The 15,469-nt window shown below is 61.1% G+C and carries 11 protein-coding genes; 2 read left to right on the top strand and 9 right to left on the bottom strand.

What is annotated here, in order from left to right; translation table 11 throughout:
* Positions 1 to 45 precede the first annotated feature (45 nt).
* From QDI87_RS08160 to QDI87_RS08140, 5 genes are all read right to left on the bottom strand, one after another.
* Positions 46 to 4,377, bottom strand: a complete 4,332-nt coding sequence (locus QDI87_RS08160) for a translocation/assembly module TamB domain-containing protein (protein ID WP_036375586.1) — start codon at positions 4,375 to 4,377, stop codon at positions 46 to 48.
* A 79-nt stretch (positions 4,378 to 4,456) separates the two neighbouring features.
* Complete coding sequence (locus QDI87_RS08155; protein ID WP_036375584.1) at positions 4,457 to 6,052, bottom strand: TolC family protein; 1,596 nt, start codon at positions 6,050 to 6,052, stop codon at positions 4,457 to 4,459.
* A gap of 84 nt (positions 6,053 to 6,136) precedes the next feature.
* Positions 6,137 to 7,423, bottom strand: coding sequence for an MlaD family protein (locus tag QDI87_RS08150; RefSeq protein WP_036375582.1), 1,287 nt, complete (start codon positions 7,421 to 7,423; stop codon positions 6,137 to 6,139).
* Positions 7,420 to 8,175, bottom strand: coding sequence for an ABC transporter ATP-binding protein (locus tag QDI87_RS08145; RefSeq protein WP_036375579.1), 756 nt, complete (start codon positions 8,173 to 8,175; stop codon positions 7,420 to 7,422). Before QDI87_RS08145 ends, QDI87_RS08150 begins: the two co-directional genes overlap by 4 nt.
* Positions 8,176 to 8,190: 15 nt before the next feature.
* Complete coding sequence (locus QDI87_RS08140) at positions 8,191 to 8,958, bottom strand: MlaE family ABC transporter permease (protein WP_148485457.1); 768 nt, start codon at positions 8,956 to 8,958, stop codon at positions 8,191 to 8,193.
* Positions 8,959 to 9,150: 192 nt separating this feature from the next.
* On the opposite strand from QDI87_RS08140, the gene rnhA reads away from it, so the two are divergent.
* Complete coding sequence (gene rnhA, locus QDI87_RS08135) at positions 9,151 to 9,846, top strand: ribonuclease HI (protein ID WP_036375573.1); 696 nt, start codon at positions 9,151 to 9,153, stop codon at positions 9,844 to 9,846.
* Positions 9,847 to 9,888: 42 nt separating this feature from the next.
* Here rnhA and serS read toward each other — a convergent pair whose 3' ends face one another.
* Together serS and QDI87_RS08125 are read right to left on the bottom strand one after the other, a co-directional pair.
* A complete protein-coding gene (gene serS, locus QDI87_RS08130) occupies positions 9,889 to 11,169 on the bottom strand; it encodes a serine--tRNA ligase (protein WP_036375570.1) in 1,281 nt (426 codons plus the stop codon).
* Positions 11,170 to 11,344: 175 nt separating this feature from the next.
* Positions 11,345 to 12,061: an aspartate/glutamate racemase family protein gene (locus QDI87_RS08125; RefSeq protein WP_278742875.1), complete on the bottom strand. Its 717-nt coding sequence runs from the start codon at positions 12,059 to 12,061 to the stop codon at positions 11,345 to 11,347.
* A 157-nt stretch (positions 12,062 to 12,218) separates the two neighbouring features.
* Between QDI87_RS08125 and QDI87_RS08120 the strand changes: the two genes are divergently transcribed.
* On the top strand, positions 12,219 to 13,172 hold the full coding sequence (locus QDI87_RS08120) for a LysR family transcriptional regulator (RefSeq protein WP_255240737.1): 954 nt from the start codon (positions 12,219 to 12,221) through the stop codon (positions 13,170 to 13,172).
* 98 nt (positions 13,173 to 13,270) lie between these two features.
* Here the strand turns inward: QDI87_RS08120 and QDI87_RS08115 are convergent, their stop codons facing one another.
* Together QDI87_RS08115 and QDI87_RS08110 are read right to left on the bottom strand one after the other, a co-directional pair.
* Positions 13,271 to 14,257, bottom strand: a complete 987-nt coding sequence (locus QDI87_RS08115; protein ID WP_255240738.1) for a diaminopimelate dehydrogenase — start codon at positions 14,255 to 14,257, stop codon at positions 13,271 to 13,273.
* 121 nt (positions 14,258 to 14,378) lie between these two features.
* Positions 14,379 to 15,422 carry a ribonucleotide-diphosphate reductase subunit beta gene (locus QDI87_RS08110; RefSeq protein ID WP_255240739.1) on the bottom strand — a complete coding sequence of 348 codons (1,044 nt, stop codon included), beginning with the start codon at positions 15,420 to 15,422 and terminating at the stop codon, positions 14,379 to 14,381.
* Between the last annotated feature and the right edge of the window lie 47 nt (positions 15,423 to 15,469).

The following is a 15,469-nucleotide window of genomic DNA, read 5'->3' as shown; positions in this document are numbered from 1 at the left end:
GCTCACCTCCTCTCATTGCTGCGATCATTGCTCAGAGGACTGCTATCAGAAATGGATGCGGGCTTCGAGGCCCACAATGAACCTCTGAGCTTCCTTCTCCAGCGACAGTCCGAAGCGGTCGTTCATGTCGTACTGCAGGCCGAAGCGGTGCGTGTCGTCGCCGCCGATCTGCTGCGTGTACTTGAACATGACCTTGTCTGAGATGTACTTGCCCATCTCGACGTGATAGACATCGATGGCCTTGTTCGACTCCTCGTCGTGCGTGTCAAAGGCAGAGCCGCTGCCGCGCGCAATCGTGAAGCGGTCAAGCCAGAGCATGTTGCGCATGACGTCCTCGACCTCCGACAGGAAGCTCATCTGCAGGCCGACAATCAGGAGGTCGCCGGCATCGAGGTTGGCCTGTCCGGCCTTGTAGGCGTCGCGCAGTGTCAGCAGTCGGATGATCTCCGACTGGCTCATCTCCGGCGTCGACTTCAGCGTAAACGTCATGTTGTCGAGCGGGCCCGTGATGGAGAGGAATACCTTGGCCTGCGTCAGGCGCGTGTCCGCCAGGAACGTGATGCTCGGCAGGAACGAATCGACCTGGTTGAAGTAGGCCGTGCCCTCACGGACATTGAACTCCGTCTTGAGGTAGTTGATCGTGCCGCCGCGCTTGACCGACACCGAGCCCGACGTCTTCGGATGGCGCGTCGTGCCGCCGAAGTGGACATTCCCTGTCAGGTACATGTCGTAGAGGTACGAGCTGTAGGCATGGACCCTGTCGCCGACATTGACGTCAGCGTCGAGGATGATGTCCGGCAGCTCGCCATCGCTGTCGGGGATGGCCGGCACAGAGATTGTGCAGTCCGCAAGGTCGATCTGACCCGAGATCTTCGGCAGTTCCAAGCCAAAGAACTTGTCGTTGTTGACGCGCAGCTGACCGCTCAGAGGCCCCTTGAAGAAGTCACTCTCGATGTCGAGCTTGTCCGCCGTCAGCGAGAAATCGTACGAAGCAGGTGTCAGTCCGTTCATCTTGAGCGTGCCCTGCCCCGCATACGTACCTTCGCCCATTTTACCAGAAAAATCGCGGACTGTCATGGTGTCGCCATTAAAATCGACCTGGGCCGCCATGGCCGTGACGGGCACAGTGAGCGGCTTGAACTTGACCGCACCATCCGACAGCGAGACGCTGCCCTTGACGAGCGGGTGCGCCGGCGTACCCGTGATCTCGAGCTTGCCCTTCGTCGGGCCGAGCGCCCAGTCAATCTGGTCGGAGACAAACGGCAGGATGGAGAGGTCGGCCTGGTCGAGGCTGACTGTGAGCTTGATGCGCTCGTAGTCATTGAGCTCTTCTTCCCGATTGGCAAAAAGCGCCTTTAAAGGCACGATGCCCTTGGCCGAAGCCATGTAATCCTTGCCGTTGATGGACTTTTCCACCGAAAAGTCCTTGACATCGACGAGGCCATTCTTGAGGTGGAACTCACCATCCAGCGCATCAAAGGTCGAGCCCTGGAAGCCGCCGTTGTTGGCCGCGATCGTGACATCGGCAGACGGATTGCCCGTCGTGCCGCCAAACGCGGCCTCGATGTTGGCCGTGCCGTGCACCTTGCGCTCGAGGCCGGCCGACTTCGTGAACATGCCGAGCGCGAGTTTCTGCGCCGAGAAGTGTGCGGCAATCGGGCCGCCGATCGTCACCGTGCCGCCCGCTTCGAAGCTGCCGTCCGTGCCCTGCTGGCCCATGAGCTTGTCGATGTAGATGACGTGGTCCAGGAGGTGGAGGTTGATATCGACATCGTGGACATCATAGCCAGAGATCTTGCCGGCGTCCAGCCGGCCGATGACGGTGAGCTCCGGGTTGTCGTATGTGCCGCCGACCTGGATGTCGCTGCTGAGCTTGCCGGTGACGATGTCGTTCTTGAAGTTGCCGATTGCCGTGATGGCATTGATGTCGCCGTCCTGGACCTTGATGGTGCCATCCGCGTCGTGCGTGTCGACGTTGATGGAGAGCGCCGCCTGATAGCTGCCGCCGCCCTGGCGGAAGCCGAACTGACTAACGCTGACGACGCTGTCTTCGTAATCGACCATGCCGCGGATGTCCGTGATCGTCTGGTCGTTGAGCGTGATGGAGGGAGACGTCAGGATGCCGTGGAACGTCGGGGCCATCAGTGTGCCGCCGATCTCGCCGGCGAAGGTGCCCTTGCCGCTGACCGGGTACGGGAACTTGTTTGCAAAGCGCTCCATGTTGATCTCGTGGACGCTCGCGACCATGTCGAGGTTCCAGTTGCGGTCGACCGTGCCGTTGAGGTCCATGTCGACCATCGGTGAGAAGACGTGGAAGTCCTGCAGGCGCGTGAAGCCGTCCTCCATGAAGTAGTCGCCGTCCATGCCCGAGAGCAGGATACCGTTGTAGCTGCCGCGGTAGAAGTGGATGTAGCCGACGGCATTCGGGTGGTCGAGCGTGCCCGTGATCTTGATCGTATTGTCGACGTTGCCTGTGATCGGCTGGTCGGGGAAAGCAAAGGCCGCGATGTCCTCCATGCGCGCGCCGACCGTGTCGATGCGCATGTCGATGCGCCGCTCGCCCGTCAGGCCGACGGAGCCGTCGACGTACCAGGTCTGCTTGCCATCCTTGACGAGCGAGAACTCCTCAATCGTCACGCCGTCGAGGCTGCCGCCGGCGTTGAACTTCAGGCTGTCGTACGGCTGCTTGAAGAGGCTGCCGTTCATCGCCGTGAACTTGAAGTTCACGGCCGGATCTGTGATGTCGCCCTGTACCGTGCCCTCGAAATCGCCGAAGCCCGTGACATCGGCCTCAGGGATCAATGTCCGCACGAGCGAGAGGTCGACATGGCCGCCGTAGAACGCGAGGTCGAGACTGCTGCCATCCTTCACCTTGCCCTCGATGCCGAGAGTCGAGCGGTGCGGCAGATTGAGGCTCGCGTAGTCTATCGTGATGTCCTTGCCCTGCGCGAAGAACGAGGCCGCGAGGCTCTCAATGGGCAGGTCCTTGTAGGAGCCATTCTTCAGCTCCGCACTGCCGTACGCCTGCAAATCGCTCGTGTCCGAGCCCTTGCCGGAGATGCCCATGTTGCAGGAGATGCGGCCCGTGAGGTCCGCGAGCTCCGGGACGTAGGCAGCTGCCTGCTGCACATCGATGTCACTGGCCGCGAGGTGTGCCGTGTACGTGAGGTCTGCCGGCGAGAAGACGCCCTCGCCGCGCGCCGTGCCGCCAAAGGCATTGAGCGCAACATCCTGAAGCGAGACGCGGTCGTCCTCGTAGCGGACGTGCGCGCGCGCATTCGCGAACGGGATGCCCGCCGCCGTGCCGGAAGCGACACGGACCGTGCCGTCGACGACAGGGTCAGCCGCCGTGCCCGTGACATGCGCCTTGACCGCTGCCGCGCCCTCGTAGGGGATGTCCTTGAGGACCTTTGAAGGATCAAAGGAATCCGAAGCGACGTGAAGGTCGAGATACGGCGCCCCCGTGTCGTAGCGGACCTTGCCGTTGACATGGGCCTGCTGGCCGGCCGCCTCTGCATCGGCAGAGAACAGCGCCTCCGCATCCGTGAAGGAAATAAAGCCGTGGATGTCGTCGACCTGCGTCTCCTTGACCTTGACGGAGCCGCCCTCGTACTCAGCCTGCCCCGAGAAGGAGAGCTGGCTGCCCATGTACTGGCCCGCGACCTTGGCCTTCGTCACCGTGCCGCCGAGGACCTCGATGCCGTCCGGCAGCGTGCCGTCCGGCAGCAGCGGCAGGACGTTCATGACGTCGAGCCCCGAGAGCTCCGCGTTGAAGATCTGGCGCTCCTTGCGGTAGGTGCCCGAGACTTCTACAGAAGAACCGAGGCAGTTCGCCTTGGCTGAGAGCTTCAGCACGGGGTAATCCGAGAAGTCAAGCGAGCCCTCGATGGCGCTGGCTGTGACCTCGCGGCCCTGCGCTGTGACCGTTGCCTCGCCGTCCTCCACCTTGACCGTGCCGAAGAACGAGCCCTCGCCCGAACTCTTCGTCTCGATGTCCTCGACATTCCAAGTGCCGTCCTCACGCTGGACGAGGCTGGCCTTGACATGTGAGAGCGTGACCGACTGGACGGCGTGCGCGGGGTCGCGATATGCAGAAAGCAGGCGCAGCTCCACCCGGGCCGTGTCGGCCTGGGCGATGCATTCCGCCTGCTTATCATAGATGGCAAGGTCATGGATCTCGAGATCATGAAGCGAATTCACCTTGATGGAGCCGACGGAGACGGGCACGCCGAGCGCCTCACTGGCAGCAGTGGCAGCCGTGCTCTCTACCTTGTCCATGAACGCACTGGTCTGTATGTAATACCAGATGCCGCCCAGTACCAGCATCAGCACGCCCATGAGCACGCCGACACCTATCCCGATGGTTTTCCGTTTCATGACAATCTCCCCAAAATTCACTTCCGAAACTCTTGCGACTTCTTGCTATGGAATTGATGTATGGACTTTGGTCCGAGGCTCAGTGCGCCATATCCGAGGCGACGGCCTCACTCGTGACCGTCGCGGCCGAAGGATGCTCTGCCGCATCGGCCGACTTCTGAACGGTCTGAGCCGCCTGATCCGTATCCTGCACCGTAGCGGCCTCAGCGGCTGCGTTGGCCTGCTCGAGCTTCTGCAGCTGCTCCATCTCAAAGATGGCATCATCCTTGAGCTTGGCCGCCTCGCGGGCCTTCGGAGCCGTCGCGCCCGCCTGCTCTGCTTCCGTGTACTTGACGACATCGAGGTCAACAGGGATGCCCATCGCCTTGTCGAGCGATGCCTTGCTCGTATTGTAGTTGTAGAGGGCCGTGTAGTAGTTCGTGCGGGCCGTCGTCAGCTTCTCGTTGGCGTCCATGACGTCGAGGTTCGTGCCGACACCGGCGCTGTAGCGGACCTGGGCGATCTTGTAGTCTTCCTCGGCGCGCGTCACGGCGACGGACGTCGTCTGGATGTTCTTCTCGGCTGCCTGCAGGCCGAGATAGGCCTTGCGCACGTCGAGGCGGATCTGGTCATCCGTCTGAGCCGCCTCTTCCTGTGCCTTGGCGAGCGCCATGTTGGCCGACTTGACGGAAGCCTGCGTCAGGCCGTTGTCAAAGACATTCCAGGAGGCATTGACGCCAGCCGACCAGCTGTCACTACTCGTATGGTCATGACGGAACGGTTTCTCGCCGCCGATGGACTTGTTGACGACAGCATTGACTGTCGGCTGATAGCCGGCCTTGGCCGTCTCGACGCTGGCTTCTGCGGCCTTGACGGCATAGCGCGCCGCTGCGCCGTCCGCGCGGTTGTCGAGCGCGTAATTCGTGCAGTCATCCTGCGTCAAGTCGTACTTCGTGTACTTGAGCTGGTCGCGGATGTCGAGCACCGTGTCCGTCGGCAGGCCGATGACGTTGTTGAGCGTCGAGACGGCGATGTCGTAGTTGTTCTGTGCCGTCACGAGGGCCTGCTGCGCATTGGCGAGCTGGACCTGCGAGGCGAGCACGTCCGACTTGGCGACCGTGCCGACGCGGTACTGCGCATTGACGTTGTCGAGGTGCTCCTGCAGCGTGTTGACCGACTCCTGCTCGACATCGATGAGGTTGCGGCACTGCAGGATGTTGTAGTAGTCCGACGTCGCCTGCAGGCGGATGGCCTGCTTCGTCTCCTCGAGCGCGAGGTCCTGCGCATTGAGGCCATAGCGCGCCTGCTTGATCTGGCCCTTGACCGAGCCATTGTAGAGCGGCATCACGCCCTGTGCCGTATTCGTCCAAGAATAATCATAGGCCGACCCCTTGCCAAGCGCATGTGCAGTATGAGCCGTATCCAGCGAATCACCGCCGATGCGGTTTGCACCAGAAGTCCAGGTCACGGTCGGACCCATCGTGCGGCGCGCTTTCGAAAGCGTCCACTTGGCCGTGTCGACGTCCGTCAGGACCTGGCGGATCGTGCGGTTGTTCTCGAGCGCCATCTGCACGCTGTCGTGCAGGTCGAGCTGAACGGTGTCAGCGGCGAGAGCCGTGCCTGAGACAGCGGCCGTCATCAGCCCCGTGGCGATGAGGGCAGTCAGTTTCTTGTAGAAGCGGTTTTTCTTATTCACAGTCAGTTCCTCCTCAGAGAAAATGTAGCATGTCTTTCTTAAATCTTCATTCGAGCATCATTACAAAGAATGTGTACCCGTATGTCAGAACGACTGGCGCAAGCCGACGTAGGCGGCGCGCTTGTCGCTGTCGTTGACATCATTCCACTGGCCCATGAGCCAGGTGCCGGCGTCATTGAGCTCGTACTGCGCACCGAGGCGCAGCGACGGGTCATTCGGGTCCATGGCGTCGACCGAGAAGACGAAGCGCTTGCCGGCATAGGCGTCGAGGCCGACTCCGACATCGCCGTTGATGACGCCGCCGCGCACGGCATAGCGCTCCGAGCGGCGGCCTACTTCGAAGTTCCCGCGGTTGCCGTCCCCGATGTCATCGAGTCCGGCCCGCAGAAAATTTCCCGTCTCTGGCCCCAGATCCACGTTGAAGTTCGCCTGCCAGTCATCCTTCGCCCCGCTGTAGAGCAGGTCGGCCGATGGCTTGACTTTGATATCTTCGAGCTTGCCCATCATATTTCCTGCTTTCTCGGACATCTGCCGCGCATTGCGGATCGTCGTCTTGATGTCCTCAGCCGTCTGCGGGTCGCCGACGGCGCCGTCCATATTCTCGGCGATGTGCGCGATGCGGTCGCTCGTGTCCTTGATGTTCGCGAGCGTCAGGCGCAAATTCTCCGCCGTCTGCGGGTCAGCGCCGACCGTGGCGAGATTCGTCATCATCGCCTCGACCTGGTTCATCGTGCGGTTGAGGCCGGCAGATGCCGCATTGAGATTCGAGAGCATGCCCGTGATGTTGCCCTGATTCTCGCGCATCGTCTGCTCCATCGCCGCGACGAGGCCGTCCATGTGCGCCGTCATGTCGCGTATGTTGACGGCCATCTGCAGGAAGTTCTTCTGGAAGTCCGGATTGCCCATGACCTGGTTCATCGAGTCGAGCAGTGCTTGGACCTGGTCCAGCACGCCGCCCGCCTTATCCATCAGGGAATCGAGCCCCTCTTCCTCCTGGCCAATCAGGTAGTCGCCGTCGCCGAGGTAGATGCCCTGGTCCTTGCTCGGCAGGATGTTGATGAACTTCTCACCCATGACACCCGCCGAGGCGACTGTGACGGCAGAGCCCTTCGGAATCTTGGCATTCCCGTCGATGTCGAGGGAGACAGTCACGCCGCCGCCGTCGTTGCGGATGCTCTTGACCTTGCCGACCGGCACGCCAGAGAGGCGCACGACCGACTGCGGCTCGACGCCGATGACCTGCTTGAAGCCCGCGTAGAGCGTATAGCCCTTATGTCCCGACAGGGAAACGCCGGAGAGCAGCATGGCCACCGCCACGAAGAGCACGACACCCACAACGGTGAACGCGCCTACTTTTGCCTCTGTCGTCATATTTTATCCTCCTTTTCGGTCTTGACGGTGCGCAGCGTGCGGAAGAATGCCTGCACGCGCGCATCCTGTATCTTCTTGAAACGCTCGACTGTGTCGATGGCGATGAGCTCGCCCTCGTAGATCATCGCAATGCGGTCCGAGATGCGGCAGGCGCTGGCCATGTCGTGCGTGACGACAATGCTCGTCACCGAAAGAGCCTTCTGTGTGTTGATGATGAGCTCGTCGATCTTCTCGGTCATCAGCGGGTCGAGGCCTGAGCTCGGCTCATCGTAGCAGATGATCGAGGGCTCGACCGCGATGGCCCGCGCGAGGCTCACGCGCTTCTTCATGCCGCCCGAGAGTTCGTTCGGCATCATGTTCTCGACGCCGTCGAGCCCGACGAGGTGCAGCTTCTCGCGGACGATCTCTTTGATGTCCGCGTCGCTGAGCTTCGTGTGCTCGCGCAGGCCGAAGGCGACGTTCTCACCGACGGTCATCGAGTCGAAGAGCGCCGAATACTGGAAGACCATGCCCATCTTGAGACGTACCTTGTTGAGTTCCGCCTCGCTCATCGGCACGATGTTCTGCCCGTCGATGAGGATCTGGCCACTTGTTGGCTTGATGAGGCCGATGAGCAGGCGCAGGAATGTGCTCTTGCCAGAGCCGGAGCCGCCGATGACGGCGAGCGTCTCGCCGTCCTGTATCGTCAGGCTGATGTGCTTGAGCGCTTCCTTATCGTCGAAGCGCATGCACACGTCTTTGAATTCAATCATACTCCATCCTCCCCATCAGTACAGCAGGAACGTCAGCACGGCGTTCAAGAGGAAGATGACGATGATCGAGGCGACGACCGTCTTCGTCGTCGCCCGGCCGACACCCTCCGCGCCGTCGGGGCAGTGCAGGCCGTAGTAGCAGCCGAGCACCGCGATGACATTGCCGAAGAAGATGGCCTTGATGACGCCGCCCGTCATGTCAAAGAGTTCCGCAAAGATGTGGATGGAATTCATGTAACTGTACGTCGTCAGCCCCTTGTAGAACACGGCGATGAGCCAGCCGCCGAAGACGCCGATGACGTCGCCGAAGACCGTGAGGATCGGCACGACGATCATGCAGGCGAGCATGCGCGGCACCAAGAGGTAGTCGACAGGGCTCACGGCCATGACGCGCAGCGCGTCGATCTGTTCCGTGACCTTCATCGTCGCGATCTCCGCCGTGATGGCAGAGCCGACGCGGCCGGCGCAGACGACGGCGACGAGCACCGGGCCGAGCTCGCGGCCAATCGCGATCGTGACGATGCCGCCGAGCGTGCCCTGCGCGCCGAAGCGTATGAGGACGTCGGCCGTCTGCAGTGAGATGACGACGCCCGTGAAGAGCAGTGTCAGGCTGACGATCATCAGCGAATCGACGCCGAGATGCGACATCTGTGCGAGGATGTGGCGCAGGCGCGGCTTGTGGCGCAGCGCGCGGATCGTCTCGCCGTAGAGCATGATGATCGTGCCGAGCTCCTCAAAGCGCCGCAGCACAAAAGCGCCGATGGCGCTGAGTATGCGAAGCAGCATGAAGCTCCCCCTTCCTTTCTCATTTCTTCTTTCCCTGTGGAGTACTTGTGCATAAAGCTCCATAATTACGATTGTAGCAAGCAATCCAGAAATAGTAAAGAAAAGTTTACTATTTGAACGGCAAAATTTTGATTCTTTTCTATGCAAAAATCTCTTATAATAAAAGAAATCACCGATTGGGAGGACATCATGCAGAAAAAAGTATATGCCGTACGTGTCGGCCGCACCTGCGGGCTCTTCACGAACTGGCCGGAATGTCAGAAACAGGTGGCAGGATTCCCCGGGGCCCGCTACAAGAGCTTCACGAGTGCACAGGAAGCGCTCGCCTGGCTTGCAGGCAGCGATGTCCCGCATAAAGAGCCGGCGCATCCGGCACGGCCTCTCGTCAAGCCGACCTGCCCGCGCCCTGCGGCCGTCCAGATGCCGCTCCGCCCCGACAGCGAACAGGACTTCGTCATCTACACCGACGGCTCCTGCCTGCGCAACCCCGACGGCCCCGGCGGCTGGGCCGCCGTCATCCGCGAGGTCGCGACCGGCAAGGTCACGGAGCTCCACGAGGGCAGCCCCGCGACGACGAACAACCGCATGGAGCTCTCAGCTGCCATTGCGGCTCTTGCCTTCCCCAAGACCCCCGCGAAGGTCGCGCTCTACACCGACAGCCAGTACCTAAAGAACGGCATCACGAAGTGGATGGCGGGCTGGAAGCGCCGCGGCTGGAAGAAGGCCGACGGCCAGCCCGTGCTCAACCAGGACCTCTGGCAGGAGCTCGACGCGCTCTACAGCCGCCACGACGTGACCTTCCACTGGGTCAAGGGCCACGTCGGCGTCGAGCTCAACGAGCGCTGCGACCGGCTCGCCAAGCGCGAGGCCATGCATTACCGCTGAACCAAAAAATGCTGCACGCATCGCGTGCAGCATTTTGCTATCTCATTCCGGCTTCTTGATGACTTCGACGCCGCCCATGTACGGTACGAGGACCTTCGGGATGCGGACGGAGCCGTCTTCCTGCTGGTAGTTCTCGAGGATCGCGGCGACCGTGCGGCCGACAGCGAGACCCGAGCCGTTGAGCGTGTGGACGAATTCCGGCTTGCTCTTGGCATCGCGGCGGAACTTGATGTTCGCGCGGCGCGCCTGGTAGTCCGTGCAGTTCGAGCACGAGGAAATCTCGCGGTACTTGTTCTGCGCCGGGAACCAGACTTCAAGGTCGTACGTCGTCGCCGACGTGAAGCTCATGTCGCCCGTGCAGAGCTTGACGACGTGGTACGGCAGCTCCAGGAGGCGCAGGACGTCCTCAGCAGCGTCGACCATCGTGTCGAGTTCATGCCAGCTCGTCTCCGGCTTGACGAACTTGATGAGCTCGACCTTGTTGAACTGGTGCTGGCGGATCAGGCCGCGCGTGTCGCGGCCGGCGCTGCCAGCCTCGGCGCGGAAGCACGCCGTGTAGCAGCTGTAGTACTCCGGCAGCTTGCTGCCGTCGAGGATCTCATCGCGGTGGTAGTTCGTCGTCGGCACCTCAGCCGTCGGCACGAGGTAGTAGTCGAGGCCCTCGAGCTTGAACATGTCATCGGCAAACTTCGGCAGCTGGCCCGTACCCGTCATGCTCGCCTTGTTGGCGATGTACGGTGCGAGCATCTCCGTGTAGCCGTGCTTGTTGGCGTGCAGGTCCATCATGAAGTTGATGCAGGCGCGCTCGAGGCGGGCGCCGAGTCCCTTGTAGAACGTGAAGCGCGCGCCCGTGACCTTGGCAGCGCGGTCGGCATCGAGGATGTCGAGCTCCGTGCCGAGGTCCCAGTGCGCCTTCGGCTCGAAGTCGAACTTCGTCGGCTCCCCCCACTTGCGGACCTCCGGGTTCTCCGTGTCGTCCTTGCCGATTGGCACGTCTTCGCGCGGCATGTTCGGGATGTGGAGCATGATGTCGCGGAGCTGGGCCTCGACGTCCTTGAGCTCCTTGTCGAGCTCCGAGATCTTGGCGCCGACGGCGCGCATCTCGAGGATCTTCGCCTCGGCATCTTCCTTGTTCTTCTTCATGACACTGATCTCCTTCGAGACCGTGTTGCGCTGGCTCTTGAGCGCCTCAGACTCCTGCAGGAGATCGCGGCGCTTCTTGTCGAGGCCTTCAAAATCATCGAGGTTCAGCGGGTTGCAGCGGTTCTTGAGCATCTGACGGACTTCGTCGAGATGTTCGCGCACAAATTTGATATCCAACAATGTTCTCACACTCCATTATGATTCCAACGACGGCACCGACCGGCCCGGCGCAGGTTTTCGTGATTCATGATTTCTTCTAAAGTATCATTATATCAGCTTTCGGAAAGCGTGACAAATCTCCGCCACCAAAAAAAGGTTCCCGAAGGAACCTCTTTCCGTTTGTCATGCCCTCATGTCACGCCTTGTGCGGCAGATGCGAGATGACCTTGGCGCCGGCCTTCTGCACAGCAGCCTCGGCGAGCACTTCCGTCGCATCGATGAAATTGCCCTCAAGGTGATACATCTCCACGGCCACCGGCACTTCCGTGCAGCCGAGCACGAAGGCCTCGCAGCCATCCTTCGCCATCTGGGCGAGCGCCTCACGCACCGCCGTCGTGTCGAAGTCCGGATTGCTCGCCTTGACGCCGTCGTAGATCATCGCATGGACGGCCTCTTCGGCCGCGCCCTGGGGCTGTACCGCCTCGACGCCGGCCTCGGCGAGCGCACGCTGGTAGATGCCCGACTTGCAGGTGCCGGCCGATGCGAGCAGGCCGACCTTCTTGAAGCCCTCGCGCGCACAGAAGGACGCCGTCTCCTCGATCATGTTGACGAACGGCACCTTGAGGTGCGGCATCATGCGCGGCAGGAAGTAATGCGCCGTGTTGCAGCCCATGATCAGGAAGTCCGCGCCGCCCGCCGTCAGGCGGTCCGCCGACTTTAAAAGCTCCGGCAGCGGGTCTTCTCCCTCACCGAGGATGGCCGCCGTGCGATCGGGGATATTCGTATTGTTGTCGACGAGGATGGGGATGTGCTCCTGGTCCTCGCGTGCATCCGTCGCCAGGATGACCTTCTTCATGAGATCCACCGTCGCCATCGGGCCCATGCCGCCGATAATACCGATTGTCTTCTTCATCGTGACCACTCCTCTATGCTGCAGCGCCCTCGCGCCCGCTCGTCTTAAACGTTTCTTCTTGTGAATAGCATAGCATTGTGGTAGCCTATAAACAAATACATATAAGTGTATATTACCTATTCAAATATTTTATGGTATATTAGGGAGTTTGATTCACATGCAAGGAATGGATTACGTCTACGCAGTCTGGCAGGAAAAGAGCTTCTCCGCAGCCGCCCGCAAGCTCTTCGTGTCGCAGCCCGCCCTCTCGGCCTCCGTGCGCAAGGTCGAGCGCGAGCTCGGCCTGCCGATCTTCAACCGCAGCACCACGCCGCTGCAGCTGACAGATGCCGGCCGCGCCTACATCGACGCGGCCGAGCGGATCTTCCGCATCAAGCGGGACCTCAAGAGCTACTGCGATGACCTCGCCGGACTCGAGAGCGGCACCCTGCGGCTCGGCGGGACGAACTTCTTCGCGTCCTGCTTCCTGCCGCCGATGATCGAGGCCTTCAGCAGCCGCCATCCGCACATCGCGCTCTCCGTCACCGAATCCGATTCCGCCGACCTCTTCAACAAGCTCGCAACCGAAGAACTCGACATCATCGTCGACAGCGGCATCTACGACGCGGCGCTCTACGAGGCCATCCCTTTCTACCAGGATCACCTGCTGCTGTCCGTGCCGGCCTTCCTGCCCATCAACAGGGAATTCGCCTCGTATCTGCTGACGCAGCAGGACATCATGCTCGGCCGCCACCTGCGCCCCGACGTGCCGGCCGTACCCCTCTCAGCCTTCCAGGACACGGACTTCCTGATCCTCGGCAAGGGGAACGACATGTTCCGGCGCTCGCGCAAGCTCTTCCAGAACAACAGCATGACGCCGCACGTCCGCCTCTACCTCAATCAGCTCATGACAGCCTACCACATGGCACGCCAGGGCCTCGGCGCGACCTTCCTGACGGATACGCTCGTGCGCCTGTCTGCGCCCAACGAGGCGCTCGTCTACTACAAGCTCGACGACCCGAACGCCCAACGCCAGATCTTTCTCGCCCTGCAGCGCAGGGGCTACCGCACCAATGCCATGCAGGGCTTCATCAAGAGCAGCCTCAATCTCTACCAGGATGCACCCGCCTGACAAGCTGCCGCCAGCTCAAAGCAAGAACGCTGCCGTACCAGACAAAAATCTGGCGCAGCAGCGTTCTTGCTATATGATGGATGCGATGTGAATCGGGCTCAGAGCAGATGAGCGCGCAGCTCTTCTCCACTCTGCTCACAAAGATAAGCCGGAGCGATATCAAGAACCGTACGGCATCCCGTCTGGCCTTCCTTTGCCAGACGATAGGCAGCCCGTGCGTAAGCAACGAGGACACTCGTCGTGAATTCCGGATTGGAATCGAGCTTCAGCGAGAACTCGATGATATGGTTATGCTCCTTCTCATGGCCCGTGCGTCCCGAACGGATGACGAACCCGCCGTGAGCCAGGCCGCTGTGGTTCTTCTTGAGTTCTTCCTCACTGATGAAATGTACCGTCGTATCGTACTCATCGAAGTAGTTCGGCATCGTCTTGATGGCGTTCTCGACATAGGCGGCATCAGCGCCGTCCTCGAGCACGACGAAGCACTCACGCGTGTGCTTCTCCCGCGTCGTGAGCTCCGGGTTTGCGCCCGAACGGACGGCCTCGAGAGCACTCTCAACCGGCACAGTGTACTGCTTTGCGTCCTTGACGCCCTTGATGCGGCGGATGGCGTCGCTGTGGCCCTGGCTGACGCCCTTGCCCCAGAACGTGTAGTCCTTGCCGTCCGGCAGGATCGCATTGCTGTAGACGCGCGCGAGCGAGAACAGGCCCGGGTCCCAGCCGACCGAGATGATGCCGAGGTGGCCGCTCTCCTTCGCCGCCTTGTCGACGTCGGCGAAGTGCTCCGGGATGCGCGCATGCGTGTCAAAGCTGTCGATGACGTTGAAGTACTTCGCGTACTCCGGCGTCTGCTTCGGCAGGTCCGTCGCGCTGCCGCCGCAGAGGATCATGACATCGATCTTGTCCTGCCACGCTGCCACATCCTTGACATTGACGACCGGCACGCCCTGCGACCAGATCTTGACGGAAGAGGGATCGCGGCGCGTGAAGACTGCGACGAGCTCCATATCCGGATTCTCTTCGACTGCACACTCAACGCCGCGGCCCAGATTGCCGTAACCAAGGATACCAATGCGAATGCTCATAGAAACACCTTCCTGTTCAAACTAGATGAAATCCTTAAAACCTTCCACATCCTAGTATACTACGCGAGCAATCGCGCCGCAAACAGAACAGAGTCCGATGGAACGGATTCGCCAACAGGGCTCAAAGGTCATCAACAAGTGCCGTGCTCTTGGCGTAGGCCGTGCTGCGGCCCTCGATGAAATCCGTCTTGATGAAGTTCGGGTTGGCGTACTGACTGACCCAGCGCATCGAGGACGGCTCTTCCTCATAGCCCTCGTAGAGCGCGCCGAGGCCGATGCTCTCCGCGCGCGCATTGCCGAGGTAGCGCACGTAGTCCTCGATCATCTTCTCGTTGAGGCCCTCGACCTCGTTGCCGATGGCGTACTTGCCCCAGGCGATTTCCTGGCGCACGCCCTCGCGGATCATCTCGCGCATCATCTCCTCGTTCTCCGCCGTGAAGAGGGCCGGCTCCTCCGCGCGCAGGTCGCGCAGGATGTTGCGGAACAGCCAGAGGTGCGTGTTCTCGTCGCGGTTGATGTAGCGGATCTCCTGCACCGAGCCCGGCATGCGGCCGATGCGGCCGAGGTTGTAGAAGAACATGAATCCCGAGTAGAAGTAGATGCCCTCGAGGATGTAATTGGCGACGAGCACGCGCAGGAAGTTCTCGCGCGACTGCTCCTGCTGGAACTCGTTGTAGAGGTCGCCGATGAAGGTGTTGCGCGCGAGCAGGTGCTCGTCATCCTTCCACTGGAAGATGATCTCCTGGCGCTCGTCGGGGCTCGCGATCGTGTCGAGCATGTAGCTGTAGCTCTGCGAGTGCACGCACTCCTGGAACGACTGGATCGTCAGGCAAAGGTCGACCTCGTTGGCCGTGATGTAGGCCGAGATGTTCGGCAGGTTCGCGCTCTGCACGGAGTCGAGGAAGACGAGGAACGAGAGGATCTTGTCGTAGGCGCGCCGCTCCGCCTCCGGCAGCTGCCGGTAGTCCTTGACGTCCTGGCCGAGGTTGATCTCCTCGGGAATCCAGAAGTTGTTCATCGCCTGGCGGTACCAGTCCGAAGTCCACGTGTACTTGAGGTTGTTGAAGTCATTCATGTTCGTCGTGTTGCCGCCGATGAGGCGGCGCTGCGTGACGTCGATATCGCCCTCGGGGTTGAAGAGAGGGCGCTTTCTGAGTGATGCCATATTGCATATCCTTTCTAGCTCTAGCGGTCTGACAGAGGTCTGTGGCA

Source organism: Mitsuokella jalaludinii, assembly GCF_928722185.1.
Classification (GTDB): Bacteria; Bacillota; Negativicutes; order Selenomonadales; family Selenomonadaceae; genus Mitsuokella; species Mitsuokella jalaludinii.
Note: the sequence above shows the minus strand (reverse complement) of the source record. Positions and strands in the feature narration are given on the sequence as shown.